The sequence below is a fragment of the Myroides sp. C6-3 genome, from assembly GCF_050522425.1.
In the GTDB taxonomy this organism is placed as follows: domain Bacteria; phylum Bacteroidota; class Bacteroidia; order Flavobacteriales; family Flavobacteriaceae; genus Flavobacterium.
The window spans coordinates 1-16,123 of the sequence record NZ_JBMVQP010000006.1 but is presented as its reverse complement, the minus strand read 5'-3'; the positions used below and the strand labels follow the sequence as shown (position 1 = coordinate 16,123).

13 protein-coding genes and 2 tRNA genes are annotated in these 16,123 nt (G+C 37.8%); 4 read left to right on the top strand and 11 right to left on the bottom strand.

Translation table 11 applies throughout. The features are described 5' to 3' along the window. Window positions 1-52: 52 nt before the first annotated feature. From rpsB to polA, 6 genes are all read right to left on the bottom strand, one after another. Window positions 53-796 carry a 30S ribosomal protein S2 gene (gene rpsB / locus ACPDG9_RS03960; RefSeq protein WP_430526465.1) on the bottom strand — a complete coding sequence of 248 codons (744 nt, stop codon included), beginning with the start codon at window positions 794-796 and terminating at the stop codon, window positions 53-55. Between the two features lie 140 nt (window positions 797-936). Beyond that, complete coding sequence (rpsI, locus tag ACPDG9_RS03955; RefSeq protein ID WP_002987796.1) at window positions 937-1,323, bottom strand: 30S ribosomal protein S9; 387 nt, start codon at window positions 1,321-1,323, stop codon at window positions 937-939. After that, a complete protein-coding gene (gene rplM, locus ACPDG9_RS03950) occupies window positions 1,323-1,778 on the bottom strand; it encodes a 50S ribosomal protein L13 (RefSeq protein ID WP_158962259.1) in 456 nt (151 codons plus the stop codon). Before rplM ends, rpsI begins: the two co-directional genes overlap by 1 nt. Before the next feature lie 219 nt (window positions 1,779-1,997). Next, window positions 1,998-2,561 (bottom strand): hypothetical protein, encoded by a 564-nt coding sequence (locus tag ACPDG9_RS03945; RefSeq protein WP_430526464.1) that lies wholly within the window; start codon window positions 2,559-2,561, stop codon window positions 1,998-2,000. Window positions 2,562-2,592: 31 nt separating this feature from the next. Further along, window positions 2,593-3,156, bottom strand: a complete 564-nt coding sequence (locus ACPDG9_RS03940; protein WP_430526463.1) for a 1-acyl-sn-glycerol-3-phosphate acyltransferase — start codon at window positions 3,154-3,156, stop codon at window positions 2,593-2,595. Between the two features lie 107 nt (window positions 3,157-3,263). Then, window positions 3,264-6,065 carry a DNA polymerase I gene (polA, locus tag ACPDG9_RS03935; RefSeq protein ID WP_430526462.1) on the bottom strand — a complete coding sequence of 934 codons (2,802 nt, stop codon included), beginning with the start codon at window positions 6,063-6,065 and terminating at the stop codon, window positions 3,264-3,266. A gap of 472 nt (window positions 6,066-6,537) precedes the next feature. On the opposite strand from polA, the gene ACPDG9_RS03930 reads away from it, so the two are divergent. Both ACPDG9_RS03930 and ACPDG9_RS03925 read left to right on the top strand, forming a co-directional pair. Next, the gene (locus ACPDG9_RS03930) at window positions 6,538-7,773 is read left to right on the top strand and encodes a metallophosphoesterase (RefSeq protein ID WP_430526461.1); all 1,236 of its coding nucleotides are present in this window, start codon (window positions 6,538-6,540) and stop codon (window positions 7,771-7,773) included. 76 nt (window positions 7,774-7,849) lie between these two features. Beyond that, window positions 7,850-8,143, top strand: coding sequence for a thioredoxin family protein (locus ACPDG9_RS03925; protein WP_430526460.1), 294 nt, complete (start codon window positions 7,850-7,852; stop codon window positions 8,141-8,143). Here ACPDG9_RS03925 and ACPDG9_RS03920 read toward each other — a convergent pair. From ACPDG9_RS03920 to ACPDG9_RS03900, 5 genes are all read right to left on the bottom strand, one after another. Next, complete coding sequence (locus ACPDG9_RS03920; protein WP_430526459.1) at window positions 8,138-8,749, bottom strand: polysaccharide deacetylase family protein; 612 nt, start codon at window positions 8,747-8,749, stop codon at window positions 8,138-8,140. The genes ACPDG9_RS03925 and ACPDG9_RS03920 overlap by 6 nt on opposite strands. Before the next feature lie 435 nt (window positions 8,750-9,184). Beyond that, window positions 9,185-10,591, bottom strand: coding sequence for an efflux transporter outer membrane subunit (locus tag ACPDG9_RS03915; protein ID WP_430526458.1), 1,407 nt, complete (start codon window positions 10,589-10,591; stop codon window positions 9,185-9,187). Window position 10,592: 1 nt separating this feature from the next. After that, window positions 10,593-13,733: an efflux RND transporter permease subunit gene (locus ACPDG9_RS03910; RefSeq protein WP_430526457.1), complete on the bottom strand. Its 3,141-nt coding sequence runs from the start codon at window positions 13,731-13,733 to the stop codon at window positions 10,593-10,595. Window positions 13,734-13,736: 3 nt separating this feature from the next. Beyond that, complete coding sequence (locus ACPDG9_RS03905; protein ID WP_430526456.1) at window positions 13,737-14,894, bottom strand: efflux RND transporter periplasmic adaptor subunit; 1,158 nt, start codon at window positions 14,892-14,894, stop codon at window positions 13,737-13,739. 7 nt (window positions 14,895-14,901) lie between these two features. After that, window positions 14,902-15,378 carry a GbsR/MarR family transcriptional regulator gene (locus ACPDG9_RS03900; RefSeq protein WP_430526455.1) on the bottom strand — a complete coding sequence of 159 codons (477 nt, stop codon included), beginning with the start codon at window positions 15,376-15,378 and terminating at the stop codon, window positions 14,902-14,904. A gap of 560 nt (window positions 15,379-15,938) precedes the next feature. On the opposite strand from ACPDG9_RS03900, the gene ACPDG9_RS03895 reads away from it, so the two are divergent. Further along, a tRNA-Gly gene (locus ACPDG9_RS03895) sits at window positions 15,939-16,014 on the top strand. 33 nt (window positions 16,015-16,047) lie between these two features. Next, window positions 16,048-16,123 (top strand) — tRNA-Gly (locus tag ACPDG9_RS03890).

Genomic DNA, 16,123 nt, shown 5'->3' with positions numbered 1-16,123 from the left:
ATACAAAGGTAAACATCTATCAGCATAACGACTTTATGATATTGTTAAAAAATTATGCTTTAGCTTCAGCATCCGCTTTTACAGCTGGAGCTTCTTCTTTTTCAGATTTTCTCTCTGCATTACCTTCGATAATAGCAGCAGTAACTAAAGATAAAATTTTATCGATTGATTTAGAAGCATCATCGTTTGCTGGAATAACGTAGTCAACTTGACGTGGGTCAGAGTTCGTATCCACCATAGCGAAGATCGGAATGTTTAATTTTTGTGCTTCTTTAATCGCAATGTGTTCAGCTTTGATATCTACAACAAAAAGAGCAGCTGGTAGACGAGTCATATCAGCAATAGAACCTAAGTTTTTCTCTAATTTTGCACGAAGACGCTCAACTTGTAAACGCTCTTTCTTAGAAAGCGTCATAAATGTACCGTCTTTTTTCATTCTATCAATAGAAGCCATTTTCTTAACAGCTTTACGGATAGTAACGAAGTTTGTTAACATACCACCTGGCCATCTTTCAGTGATGTAAGGCATGTTTGCCGCAGCTGCTTTTTCAGCTACGATGTCTTTCGCTTGCTTTTTTGTAGCAACGAAAAGGACTTTTCTTCCTGATGCAGCGATTTTTTTCAAAGCTTCATTCGCTTCTTCAATTTTAGCTGCAGTTTTATATAGATTGATAATGTGAATACCATTACGCTCCATATAGATATAAGGAGCCATGTTAGGATCCCATTTTCTAGTCATGTGTCCGAAATGAACACCTGCTTCTAGTAATTCTTTTACTTCTACTTTGTTTGCCATTTTCTAATAGTTTACGTTCTGTTACTTTAGCAATGATTCAGTAGCGATTACTCGGTCTCAACCATTTAGATGCTAAACTACTTCTTACAAAAAATGCAAGTGCGCAACAAAAACCTAGATTTTTTAATAATAAATAAATATTAACGTTTAGAGAATTGGAATCTCTTACGAGCTTTCTTCTGACCGAATTTCTTACGCTCAACCATACGAGGGTCACGAGTCAATAATCCTTCTGGTTTAAGAACTGCTCTGTTCTCAACATCAATTTCGCACATCGCTCTAGCAATTGCCATACGCACTGCCTCAGCTTGTCCTGTAGTTCCACCACCATATACATTTACTTTGATGTCAAAGTTCTCAGCGTTCTCAGTAAGTGTAAGAGGCTGTAATACTTTGTACTGTAATGTACCTGTAGGGAAATAAATTTTAAAATCTTTTTTGTTTACTGTAATGTTTCCTGTTCCTTCTGAAACATAAACACGAGCTACAGCGGTTTTTCTTCTACCGATTTTGTGAATAACTCCCATTACTTAACTTCGTTTAAATTAACGGCTTTAGGTTGTTGAGCGCCATGTTTGTGCTCAGTTCCTACATTAACATTTAAATTACGGAATAATTGTGCTCCTAATTTGTTTTTAGGCAACATCCCTTTGATTGCTTTCTCTACTAATAATGCAGGGTTTTTTTGTTGCATTACTTTAGCAGTTAAAGATCTTTGTCCTCCTGGGTAACCTGTGTGACGGATGTAAGTCTTGTCATCTAATTTGTTACCAGTTAGGTTGATTTTTTCTGCATTGATAACGATTACGTTGTCTCCACAGTCTACGTGCGGCGTGTAATTTGTCTTGTGTTTACCTCTTAAAAGTGTTGCCACTTTAGAAGCAAGACGACCCAAATTTTGGCCTTCAGCATCTACAACTAACCATTCTTTTTGAACAGTTGCTTTGTTTGCTGATACAGTCTTGTAGCTTAAACTTTCCACAATAATTTTGTATTTAATTAAACATTCCATTCCCAATAAAGGGAGTGCAAAATTACATAATTTCTTTTATTATACAAATCCATACTGCTGTTTTTTGCTTTTATTTGCTTTTAACAAGCTGAGTTGTAATTTGTTTGAACTAAAAACTCCTCCCTTTCTTACCGGTGAAACTTGTCAAAAAAAGCAAAAAAAGTACTATTGGAAAAGAAGTTAGCTGGTTTAATTAGTACATTCCTTAAACTCAGTGTCTTCTAATTCTTTTAAACCGAGTAACTTCCTGCGCTGATTAACCGTCTCTTTATCACGCAAGCAAGGCTGCCCAAAGGAGCTTCCATAAGCTAGATTCTGCTGACGCGCCCAATAATACTTGTCTATAATCAAAGCGAAAGCTTCAGCTGACATTCGTCCAGACGCAACCTCTTGAAAGAACAGATTGTAATAGGCTGTGTTGCGAATTAATTTTTCTGGATTGTGTAATAAAATTGAAAAACCAGCCATCTTAACACATTCAATAGCATAGTTGTCCTTGCCTAGTAAATTTTCATTGGGCATGCCATTTTTTTGCACAAATGCAAGAAACTTAGTAAAGTTAATAGAATCAAGTTTAGGCAATAACTGATTACTCTTTGAGCCAAGCACCTTTGTTCTCAGACCTTGATCGGAACCATAGAGTTCGCAAAGTTCAAAAGCTAAAGCGTTTTGTTTTAAAGTTGAGGGTAGGCGATAACTTTTACAACTCGTTAGTAGTAATAGAATAAGGGAGAGCCCGAATACAATTTTCATGTTTTTAGCTAAAGATAGTACTTACAGTAAGTTAATACAATTTAGGATTGTAATTTTCTGGATACTTTGCCATTTCAGCATTGTAGTAAGGCGCAATCTCATCTAATAATTCTTCAAAAGTTTTATCGTTTACTCTGACTAATTTCACAATGCCACATTGCTTTTTCTTGTAATCCGCATAGCACAAGGCAATAGGTATGTCAGTTTGCCTGGCGATGTGATAAAATCCTTGTTTCCACTTTTCCGAATAGGAACGGGTCCCTTCGGGTGTATTGATTAAAGCAATGGTGTCTGCCTCTTCAATTATTTGAACTGCATATTCTACTAAATTCTGACTTTTCGTGCGGTCAACACCAATACAGCCAAGGGCTTTAAAGAAGAAACCAAACCAGGATTTCGTATAGTAATCCTTGATAAACATTTTAAATGGCATGCCCAAAATCCAAAAACAGGCCAAGCTGTAATAAAAGTCCCAATTGGATGTGTGGGGTACGCAGATTAGGATACTTTTCTTTTCCTGTTTAAATGATTCATCGTGTACTACTAATTTCCATCCTGTGATGGCTAACATGATTTTACCTAATGCTTTTTTCATTGATTTGATATAAAGATGGAGCAAAAGTAAGTCTTTTTATTAAAGAATAGATTCTGTGTGTGTTACAATAAAAAAGCCCTCACCGTTTGATAAGGGCTAAATATAGATTAATGAGCTTCTAACCAATTTTCTCCAATTCCTAAGTCTACAACTAGTGGAACAGCTAAGGTAAAGGCATTTTCCATTTCTTGTTTAACCATGGTTTTTAACGCGTCTAATTCTTCTTTGTGTGCATCAAACACCAACTCATCGTGTACTTGTAACAACATTTTGGATTTCCATTGCTCCCTTACTAAGCGTTTGTGGATATTGATCATGGCGATTTTAATGATATCAGCGGCGCTTCCTTGAATAGGGGCATTCACTGCATTTCGTTCTGCTGCGCTTCTCACCACTGCATTTTGAGAGTGAATATCTTTTAGATAGCGTCTTCGACCTAAGATCGTTTGTACATATCCGTTTTCTCGGGCAAATTCAATTTGTTGCGCGATATAATCTTTCAATTTTGGATACGTTTCGTAATAAGTGTCAATTAATTCTTTGCTTTCTGAACGTGATAGATTTGTCTGATTACTCAATCCAAAGGCAGAAACCCCATAGATAATACCGAAGTTTACCGTTTTGGCATGACTGCGTTGTTCTTTGGTTACCTCTTCTAACGGGACGTTGAATACACGAGCCGCTGTTGATCGGTGAATATCTTCTCCATTCTTAAAGGATTCAATCATGTTGGGTTCTTGACTCAAGGCTGCAATAATGCGCAATTCAATTTGAGAGTAATCCGCTGCCATTAAAACATAATTTTCATCGCGAGCAATAAAAGCTTTTCGAACTAATCGTCCTCTTTCTGTTCGAATTGGGATGTTTTGCAAGTTGGGGTTATTCGAACTTAAACGCCCTGTTGCGGCAACAGCTTGCATATATTCGGTGTGTACGCGATTCGTAACAGGATTAATTTGTTTCGGCAAAGCATCGACATAGGTGTTTTGCAATTTAATCAGCTGGCGCCAGTTTAAGATGTCTTGTACTATTGGGTGTTTCGTCGCTAAATCACTTAAGATTTCTTCTCCAGTAGCGTATTGTCCTGTTTTTGTTTTCTTGGGTTTGGATCCTCCTATTTGCAATTTTTCAAATAAAATGTCTCCCAATTGTTTAGGAGAGGCTAAGTTAAAGGTCTCTCCTGCCGTTTGGTAAATCGCTTCTTCCAATTGTTTGATATCGCTATCTAAGGTTGCGGAGAGCGATTGAAGAAAATCTACATCCAAGCGAATACCTTCATTTTCCATATCCGCCAATACGGATACCAAGGGGATTTCAATGTTTTTAAACAAATCAGCCGTGCGGGTTTCTTCTAATTGTGGGAGGAATTTCTGTTTCAACTGAAAGGTGATATCAGCATCTTCCCCTGCATATTCTTTTGTCAATTCTACCTCCACCTCACGCATCGTTTTTTGGTTTTTTCCTTTTTTGCCAAGTAGCGTTTCTATTGGCTGTGGGGTGTAGTTTAGGTAGGTTTCTGCCAATACATCCATGTTGTGACGCATGTCTGGATTGATCAGATAGTGTGCAATCATGGTGTCAAATAATGGATTGTTCACCTGCATGCCATATTGTTTTAAGACCTTGATGTCGTATTTTAAATTTTGTCCAATTTTTTCGATTGTTTCTGATTCGAAAAAAGGTTGGAAAGGAGCTAGTAGCTCTAAAGCAGCTGCTTTGTCCTCAGGAAAGGGAACGTAAAACGCTGTGCCTTTCTCAAAAGAAAAAGCAAGGCCAACGAGTTGGGCTGTTAAAGGATCTAAACCCGTTGTTTCTGTATCAAAACAAACACTTTGTTGTTGCATTAATTGTTGGGCTAATAGGCGAATCGCCATCGGCTTTTGTACCAACTGATACACGTGTTGTGTTGTTTCTAAAGATTGGAAGGCCGAAGAAGTAGAAGAACCTTCTGTGAGGCCAAATAAATCCAATTGATCTTCTTGTGGTGTAGCAGCCGAACCAACAGCTGTTGTTGTTTGCTGACCCGTAGCGAAAATCTTGTCGAATTGCTCTTTCATGCGTCTGAACTCCAACTCAATAAATAAGGCATCTGTTTTTTCAACATCGGGCTGCTCCAAAATATAGTTATCGGCGTTGAACGTCACTGGGCAATCAAGTATAATTGTTGCAAGTTTTTTAGAAAGTAATCCTTTCTCTTTATTCGCTTCGATATTTTCCTTCATTTTTCCTTTTAACTCGTGGGTATGAGCTAAAAGATTTTCCATGGAACCGTATTCTTTGATGAATTTTTTTGCTGTTTTTTCACCAACGCCTGGTAGACCTGGAATATTGTCAACAGCATCTCCCATCATGCCTAAAAAGTCAATAACCTGTTCAGGATGGTCTACTTCAAATTTTTCTTTTACTTTCTCTACGTCCCAAATTTCAATACCGTTGCCCATTCTCGCGGGTCTATACATTACAATATTGTCGGAAACAAGTTGGGCGTAATCCTTATCAGGTGTAACCATATACACCTTAAAGTTTTCTTTTTCCGCTTGTTTAGAAATGGTACCAATTAAATCGTCCGCCTCAAATCCGCTTACTTCAATGATTGGGATATGCATGGCTTTTAAAATTTCTTTGATATAGGGAACAGCAATTTTAATTGCTTCAGGTGTCACGTCTCGATTGGCTTTATACTCTGGAAAAATAGCCAAACGATCTTGACTACCTCCATTGTCAAAAGCAACTGCTAAATGATCTGGATTCTCTCGTTTGATGACATCTAAAAGAGAGTTCATAAATCCTAAAATAGCAGAGGTATCTAATCCTTTTGAGTTTACTCTTGGATTTTTAATCAGCGCATAGTAGCCTCTAAAGATTAAGGCATAGGCATCTAATAAAAAAAGACGTTTTTGTTGAGCCATTGAATGATGGTTTTATTTACGATTGAATTAATTTCAAAGATAGTGATTTTGTTTTGCTAAGCGGGAATATGTATAAAACGATCTCGTAGATTCGCATTTCTGATCTGTTAAAAACAAAGCGGATTAGTAGTGTTGCTGTTTGTTGAATTTCTGTGTCTTTCTGATAATTGTATTGTTTTGGAGGCTTTTTTTTCGATTTATTGAATTATTGTTGGTCTCCTTATGAGGTGTTCAGCATTTAAAAAAATGAGTTTGTGAAAAATATTCACTTTAAATTAGCTGTTTTAGACTAGACCGATGAAATCTATTTGTAATGGTCGCTTGTTCGAATGGACGGTATCGCTAAATCTGCAATGCAAACCAAGGGACTGACAGACCTAGAGCAGATCAAGTAGGAAAGCTATTAATCTTTGTTAAAGATATTTTGATACGTGCGACAAAAAACTAACTTTGTTACTTATCGCTTTTTACTATGTTGAACTTAGGATTCTTATTGCCTGTTTTACTGATTGTTGAGTTTTATGCCTATCAAGCAGTCAAGCAATTGACACATCGTCGATTTTTTCGACTTCTTTATTTGGGCTGTTCTGCGCTGATTATCGCTTATATCGCTTATGGCTTTTCTCGATTTGATCGCTCATCTGGGCAAAATCACCAATCGATGTTAGCGGCTGCCATGGTAATTTTGTTTTATCTACCTAAAGTCATTATTACCCTTTTGTTGCTTGTGGAGGATATTGTTCGAGTGATTCGCGGATTAGTTCAGTATTTTCGTCGAACAAAGTCAGCTGAAAAACAGCCTTTTTTACCTGGTAGAAGAAAATTTATTACGCAAATCGCTTTTGGAATTGCCGCGATTCCGTTCATCTCTGTGTTGCACGGAATAACCATAGGACGCTATAAGTTTCAAGTGTATAAACACGTGCTTACATTTGAGGATTTACCTGATGCTTTTGATGGCTTTACGATTACTCAACTTTCAGATATTCACTCGGGTAGTTTTGACAATAAGGAGAAATTGGAGTATGCGATTGATTTAGTCAATCAACAACAATCGGATTTGTTGTTGTTTACGGGTGATTTAGTCAATAGTTTGGCTGGAGAGATGATTCCGTGGATGGATGTATTTAAAAAAATGGAGCAGCATCCTTTTGGAAATTATTCAATTTTGGGAAATCACGATTACGGAGAGTATATCCAATGGGCAACAGACGAAGAACGCGAACGCAATTTTAAAGCGATCTGTGAGTTGAGTCCTGCCATAGGATTTAAGCTATTGCGCAATGAACATGTGCGTTTGCACAAAGGAGCGGATAGTTTAGTTCTTGTTGGTGTAGAGAATTGGGGTGAGCGTGCTCATTTTATGAAATATGGTGATTTAGATCAATCGACAAAAGGAGTGGAGGCATCCGATTTTAAAGTTTTAATGTCTCACGATCCTTCGCATTGGGAGGCCAAGGTTCTAGAGCATCCTAAAAACTTTCAGTTAACTCTTTCTGGGCATACACACGGGAGTCAATTTGGGATTGAGATTCCTGGGTTTATCAAATGGAGTCCGATTCAGTATGTCTATAAGCAGTGGGCTGGATTGTACGAGAAAATGGGAAAAATGATTCATGTGAATCGCGGATTTGGCTATCATGCTTATCAAGGGCGTACAGGAATTTGGCCAGAAATAACAGTTCTTGAATTGCGAAAGAAAAAATAGTTTATTTTACTAAAATGTAATATTTTTGTAAGAATCAGTTGTTAAAGAAGAAGTAAAATCATTAATTGAGAGGTTTATGTCAAAATTCGGAGATTTGGTAACAGCAGAAGTGCCTGTGTTAATCTATTTTTATGCGCAATGGAATGATGCCTGTACAGCCATGGATGCTGTGATCTATGAAGTTGCAGCAGCGATGGGAGAACAGTTGCGTATTGTTAAGATCGATGTCGCGAAGAACAGTGAATTAATAGAAGCCTTGCGCATTAAAAAAGTTCCAACCATGTTGTTGTATAAGAAGGGAGCCATGATTTGGAGACAAAGTGGTGTAATGGAGACTGAGGCCTTACTAAGTGTGACAACAACATTATAAACGTGCAAAAGTGTAACCTTCTTTCTTTGCATAGTCAATCAATAGAGGGAGGGTGTACTTCATGTTCTTGGCTGCTTTTATGCTGTCGTGAAAAACGATAATACTTCCCGGTTTAACGCGTTTAAGTGTGCGTTTTAAACAAGCTTCTGGACTTAAAGACGCTTGGTAGTCTTTGGTGATTACCGTCCACATAACGACGTCAAACTCTTCCTGTCGTAGGTATCTTCCTTGACTCTTTTTTATTTTTCCATAAGGAGGACGAAACAATCGCGTCGGTTGTTTTCGGTGTTTTTGAATTTCTTGTTGACATCGTTCTACATTGGAACTATACTCCTCTAATGAGGATTTCCATCCGTTTAGGTGATGAAAAGTGTGATTGCCAATTTGGTGCTCTTCTTTGAGTATTCGCTTAAAGATCATTGGGTGTTTACGAATATTATCACCAATACAAAAAAAAGTAGCTTTGATCTGGTGTTGTTGTAAGAGATCCAAGACCCATTCGGTGATATCAGGAATAGGCCCATCATCAAAAGTTAAGTAAATAACCTTGTCTTTTGTTAGCCTTTGCCAAGTGTATCGCGGAAATAAATAGGACAATATACGCATGAATCAAAGATAAGAAAATTGGATTGTTTTACCTCATGCCTGACTTTAGTTGGTCTATCTTCGAGGTATGTACGTGTTTCTTTCATAGTGAGTCCATGGTGCGTCTATTAAAACTAACCTTTTAATGGACGCACCATGGACTCACTATGGACTCACTATGGACTCACTCCAAACAAACTATGTCTCGTCCTACTATAACTGTACAGCTATAGTTAATAATCCTACTTCGTACTGTACAAGTTGTTGTTTTGTTTAAAAACGATCAACTTTATTTAGGGATACTCCCTTATTATTTTATTTCGATGTTCGTTGGATTTTTGCTGAGCCTCGATTTGTTTTTTTAAAAGCTTCGTCTTTTGTCTCCTTGATTACGCCTAAAAAAAATAGCAGTAAACTTTCGCTTACTGCTATTCTAACTATGGATGTGTTAAAGTATTATTCAATTCCTCCACCTAAAGAGCGATACAATTGTACTAAAGTAGTCAATTGGGTTAACTCTGTATTGATGTAACTTAGTTCTGCAGCAAGGGCACTTTCTCTAGCGGTTAATACATCTAAATAAGTAGCCATACCTTGAACAAGTAACTCTTCCGAATACTGTGTCGCTAATTGATAAGCTTCGTATTCTTTCTTCTTTAAATCTAATTTGTTCGAAGCACTTTCATAGGTGTATAAAGCATCGGAAACTTCTTTAGAAGCTGTTAGGATTGCTTTTTTATATCCTAGGTAAGCTTGTTCTTTTTTAGCTTGTGCAACTTGGTGTTGTGTTCTGATTTGTCTACCATTTAGTAAAGGTTGAGTCAAACCACCAATGAAGTTGGCGAAAATAGAGTTGGTGTTGAACAATTCGTCAAAATCAAGACTTTGAAGTCCGCCATTAGCTGTTAAGCGCAAAGAGGGGTAGAAATTAGCTCTTGCAACATTCGTCATTTCAAAAGCGTTTACTAAACCATATTCAGCTGCTCTAACATCTGGACGGTTAGCTAATAGTTGCATTGGAACACCTACAGTTAAATCTGTATTCACTCTTTGTGCACTTAGCTTTTCACGTTTAATCTTACCAGGATTTTGTCCAAGTAAAATACTAAAAGTGTTTTCAGTTATCTTGATGTTGTTGTTCAAATCAACGAGTAAAGCTTGTGCATTGTACAATTGTGCTTGCGTTTGTTTCACTGCGATTTCATCAACTTGTCCTGATTCTTTAAGTGCTAAAATAGTTTCTAAACTGTTTTTTCTATTGGCGATTGTGAGTTCAGTAATTTCTTTTTGTTTGTCTAGTGCTGTTAATTGGAAATACGTCGTAGCAATAGTCGAAATCAATTGTGTCTGAACAGCTTGTTGAGCTGATACAGTTTGTAAATAACTCGCCACAAAAGCTCTTTTATTACTTCTCAATTTTCCCCATACGTCTAGTTCCCAAGAAAATTGTCCTGTAATATCGTATAGATCTGTCTTGATGCGTTTGTCACCGCTCATGATTCCTTGCGGACCATTTTTGGATTGAACACTATGTGTGTAGTTTCCACCTACGCTTAAGGTAGGTGCATATCCCCATTTCCCTTGTTGCATATAAGCATGTGCAGCGTTGATGTTCTCAATCGCAATAAGCATATCTAGGTTATTCGCTAAACCTGTTTCAATATGTTGGATTAAGGTTTGGTCAGAGAATAACTCCTTCCATGACAGGGTCGCCATGGAAAGAGAGTCTGAGGTATTACTACCTCTATATTGTTCCTCTTGAATAACATCGGGTCTATCATATTTCTTTGCAACTATACAAGATTGCATGGTAAGCCCTAATATAGCAACAGGAATAGCTCTGTATATATATGTTCTTTTCATTTTATTCAGACTTAATTTCTTCAAATTTAATTGGTTTAATTTTCTCTTGAAGATATTGGAATATCGCATACAATACTGGGATTACAAATACCCCAATTATAGTACCAATCAATAGTCCAAATGCAGCACCTGTACCGATTGAACGGTTTCCGATATAACCAACTCCACCTGCAAATACTAACGGCATTAACCCTAAGATAAACGCAAATGAGGTCATTAGAATCGGTCTTAAACGAGCTTTTGCCCCATTAATCGCAGATTCTGCAATCGATTCACCATGTCTTCTACGTTGAACGGCGAACTCTACAATTAGAATGGCATTCTTCGCGAGTAGTCCAACGAGCATGACCAGGGCAATCTGGAAGTAGATATTGTTCTCTAATCCTGCAATTTTTTGCGCAAGGAAAGCCCCCATGATTCCTGTTGGTAACGATAAGATTACCGCAAATGGCAACATATAACTTTCATACTGTGCAGATAATAGGAAATAAACGAATACCACACACAAGAAGAAAATAAGTACAGTTTGGTTTCCTGCGTTAATCTCCTCACGCGATAATCCCGTAAAGTCAATACCATAACCTGATGATAGGTTTTGTTGCGCTACTTCTTGAACCGCTTTAATTGCATCCCCAGAACTGAATCCTGGTTTTGGAGCTCCTGTAATGTTCGAAGAGGTAAACAAGTTGTAACGGTTGATCGACTGTGGACCGTAAACTTTTGTCAAGTTCACAAACTGTGTAATTGGAGCCATTTCCCCAGAAGCAGTTCTCACGTAAATCTCATTTAAGCTATTTACATCGGAACGATATTCAGGTAAAGATTGAACCATCACACGGAATTGTTTACCAAAACGCGTAAAGTCAGCTGCGTAAATACCTCCAATATATCCTTGTAAAGCAGAGAAGATATCACTCACTAATACGCCTGATTCTTTGGCTCTTGGTACATTTAAGTCTAATTCATATTGCGCGTAGTTCGTGTTAAATGAAGATTGCGCATACATGATTTCAGGACGTTGCATTAAAGCGCCTAAGTACTCTTTTGATTTTTGGTCAAAATCAGTCAAAGCCCCCCCTGTTTTATCTAATAATTTTAACTCAAAACCAGAAGACATACCGAAACCAGGAATACTTGGTGGTTGGAAGAAAATCATTCTGGCATCTTGGAATTGAGTTGCGGCTAATCCGAATAATTTTCCAATTACTGCGTCAGTAGCTAATTCTGGTGCTTTTCTCTCTTTGAAATCTTTCAATTTAATCATCGCCATACCGTAGTTTGACCCCTGACCGTTAATGAAAGAGAATCCCGATACTACAGTTACACCATCAACACCTGGAATTTGTTGTACAATTTTAGAGAATTCTCTCTGAATAGCTACCACACGGTCTTGAGAAGCACCTGCTGGTAATTCGATGTTCCCCATGATAAACCCACGGTCTTCGCCTGGTACGAATCCAGTTGGCATTGTTTTCGCGGAGTAATAGGTAATTCCCAAACACGCAATCAAAACAACAAAGGTCAACCATTTGTGTCTCAATAAAAGCTTGAATGAGTTACCATAACGTTCAGTTAGGCTGTTAAACGCAATGTTAAACGCTCTAAAGAAACGCTGTAAAAGATTTTTTCTTTTACCGTTTTCAATTTCATGGTGTTTTAAGAATACCGCACATAAAGCCGGGCTCAACGTCAAGGCGTTTACTGCCGAAATTAAAATCGCAATGATTAAGGTAATACCGAATTGTTTATAGAAAACCCCAGTAGGACCACTAATAAACGTTACGGGAATAAATACCGCCGCCATAACTAAGGTAATCGAGATAATCGCACCAGAGATCTCGTCCATCGTACTCTTACTTGCTTCTAATGCATCTTCACCAGTGGCTTCCATCTTGGCGTGGACAGCCTCAACCACAACGATGGCGTCATCCACCACAATACCAATGGCGAGCACGAGTGCAAAGAGCGTTAGTAAGTTCAAGGAGAATCCAAAAATACCCAAGAAGAAGAACGTACCAATAATTGAAACCGGAACGGCAATCAATGGAATTAAGGTCGATCTAAAATCTTGTAAGAAAATATATACCACAAAGAATACTAGGATGAAGGCTTCAATTAACGTAGTAACAACTTTACTAATAGAAGCGTCCAAGAATTCGTTGGTATCCATCAATACTTTGTAGTGAATTCCCTCAGGGAAGTTCTTCGACAACGATTCTAACTCTGCATGTAGGTGTTTGTTAATTTCTTGTGCGTTAGATCCTGGTGTTTGATAGATCGCCATAGCAACGGCTGGATGTCCATCTAATTCTGAGTTTCCAACGTAAGACATTGCACCTAGCTCAATTCTAGCGACATCTTTCAACAAGAGTACTTGACCGTTAGACAATGACTTCACTACAATATTTTCATATTGTTCTTGTGTTTTGTATTTACCGCTGTATTTGATAACATATTGGAAAGCTTCCGCATTGTTTTCACCCAATTGTCCAGCTGCTGCTTCTAAAGACTGTTCGTTTAATACGCGAACAACATCAGAAGGTACCAAGCCGTAGGCTTTCATTTTTGACGGTTCAATCCAAATACGCATGGAGTAGTTACGCGAACCAAATGCCTGTGCATCTCCAACACCACTTACACGTTTTAACTCAGGAATAACGTTAATATTCATGTAGTTTTGAATGTAAATTGCGTCGTAGTTCGGATTTTCAGAATAGAACGAAAGGAACATCAAGGCACTCGTTTGTTGCTTTTGTGTTGTTACTCCCGAACGTGTAACCTCCGCAGGTAAAAGCGGTGTAGCACGAGCTACACGGTTTTGTACGTTTACTGCTGCAATATCTGGGTCAACCCCTTGTTTAAAGATTACTTGAATACTCGCACTACCATCATTACTGGCAGTAGAAGTAATGTAATCCATGTTTTCCACCCCGTTTACTTGTTCTTCAATCGGAATGATAACACTCTGCATCACAGTTTCAGCATTCGCCCCAGGATAACTGGCGTTAATCTGTACTGTTGCAGGCGCAATATCAGGATATTGCGTCACAGGAAGTGCGGTTAATCCCAGCACCCCTAAGATTACTATTAGGATAGAAATAACTGTCGATAGAACAGGTCTTTCAATAAATGTCTTTAACATAGTTTAGAATGTTGGTTTGATGCTGTTGTTGATCTCCTCAATGGTAGTAGGTGCAGGGGTGATTGCCGATCCATTGCGAAGGGTACCTAATCCAGTCGCTACAATTGTTTGGCCTTTCTCTAACCCTGATTTTACAACAGCTAGTTTGTTGATGCGATCCACAACTTCAATTTGAGTTGCTTTTGCTGTGTCATTTTCTACTTTATACACATACACTTGACCTTGTTGCTCAAACGTAGCTGACTCTGGTACAATCATGACATCTTTATGTGTTTGTGGGATGAGTAAAGTACCACTGTTTCCTGTACTCAAGATTCTATCTTTGTTCGGGAAAGCTGCACGTACTTGTACTGTACCTGTCGCTGTATTGATTTGTCCACTGATTGTTTCAATTTTACCTGTGTATTGGTAGGTAGAACCATTTGCTAATTGCAAGTTTACTTCTGGTAAATGTGCAAGCTTCTCTTTTAATGAGCTACCTTCGATTTTCTCTAGGAAATTGAAGTACTCTTTTTCGTTCATTGAGAAATAAGCAAATACCTCACTATCGTCTGAAACTACAGTTAATGGAGTTGGATCACTCGGTGAAATTAACGCTCCTTCACGGAAAGCGATTGCACCAACGATACCGTCTATAGGACTTCTTACAATAGAGAAATCAATATTGGCAACTACGCTGTTGTAGTTTGCTTTTGCTGAGGCTAATTGACTTTGTGCACTCGCTAAATTAGCTTTAGCTGTCTCGAGTTGAATGTTGCTTACAATTCCCTTTTGAACAAGAGGAACTAATTTGTCAACATTTACTTGAGCTACATTTACTTGTGCCTCAGCGGTGCGGATAGCTGCTTTACTAGCATCTGCATTTTGAGATAAAATATTTGTTTCTAAGCGGAATAAAGGTTGTCCTTTTTTTACAATGGCTCCCTCATCTACATATACTTCTTGTATATATCCTGTTATTTTTGCGCGAACGCTACTAGTAACCTTACCTTGTAGGGTAGTGGGATAAGAAGTATGGCCAACAACGTCTTGTGTTGGAACTTGAACAACTTTGTATGGCATTGGACCTTGCCCTCCTTGTGCTTGCTCTTTCTTACCGCATGAAATTACGGCTAGTGATGAAAGAGAACCAAGAACGATAGTATGCAAATAACGTTTCATATATAAATTACTGGTTTGTACTTTTTAATTTTTCTATTGTGTTTGCTAACATGATTTTACTGTTCTCTAAATGATCGATGTAAAGTTTCATCTTCGCTTGACAGTTGTTCGAATTGACTAATCCTTCATCTACATAACCTTTTAGCTTTAGGGTTAAGGCAGACTCTCTGTCTAGCATATTTTTAATCAACTCCAATCGCGTTGTAATAAAGTTGGAATTTAAACGGAAAAAGCGCTTCCGCTCGTCAATTTTATTAAAATGTTCGATTTGATTGTTGCTGATTAGTAAATTTAAACTCGTAGAAACCGAACTTTTACTAGCGTTTAGTCGTTCTACAAGCTCGTCAAATGTAACGCCATCTCTGTTGTTGTTAAACATGATGTAGGTATAAATCTGAGCCGTAAGAGGCGAGAAATGATAAACCACTTCATGATGAGCGCAGAAATCTTGAAACAAATCGACTAATCTTTGATCGTATTGCATTATGGAAATAACTCTTTATAATAATTATACAGCGCAAATATAGTGTTAGTTTTGTTCTTTCCGAATCAAACAAACTTAAAGTTCTCTTAAATTATGTAGACGACGTCCAAATAAGGTGGGAAGTCAATGTTAAAAAGAGATAGCGAGAGATTGTCTGTTTTTTATTTTAGCCTTTTTGGCTTTAAAAATGTAAAAAATAGTTTGATTAGTTATTTTTAAGTGGGTGTTTTGTTGGGTAATTCTGAGTATTTGTTAAGTGAAAAGGGGGGTGTAATTGAAACTGTATGTTCAAAAATACCGTTTAAACACCGTTTGTCATAAATTTTGGAGTGTAGAAAGAGGGGAAGAGGGATTGCAGAATAAAAATAAATGACCTAGCGAAAGGAAGAGGTTTGTTGTGTAAGGGAGAAAGTTGATAAATAGCGTGAATTTATGGATTGTGTTTGCGGATATCTTGTTGATATTCTGTGAGAATAAAAGAAATTAAAAAAATGGTGAAAAAATCTTTTTTTATTTCTTGCATAAAATTTGAAAAATGCCTTATATTTGCATCCACAATTGCGGAAGTAGCTCAGTTGGTAGAGCTCCAGCCTTCCAAGCTGGTTGTCGCGAGTTCGAGCCTCGTCTTCCGCTCCAAAACTTGATGAAAGTTTTTAAAGATCATCACCTGCGGAAGTAGCTCAGTTGGTAGAGCTCCAGCCTTCCAAGCTGGTTGTCGCGAGTTCGAGCCTCGTCTTCCGCTCCA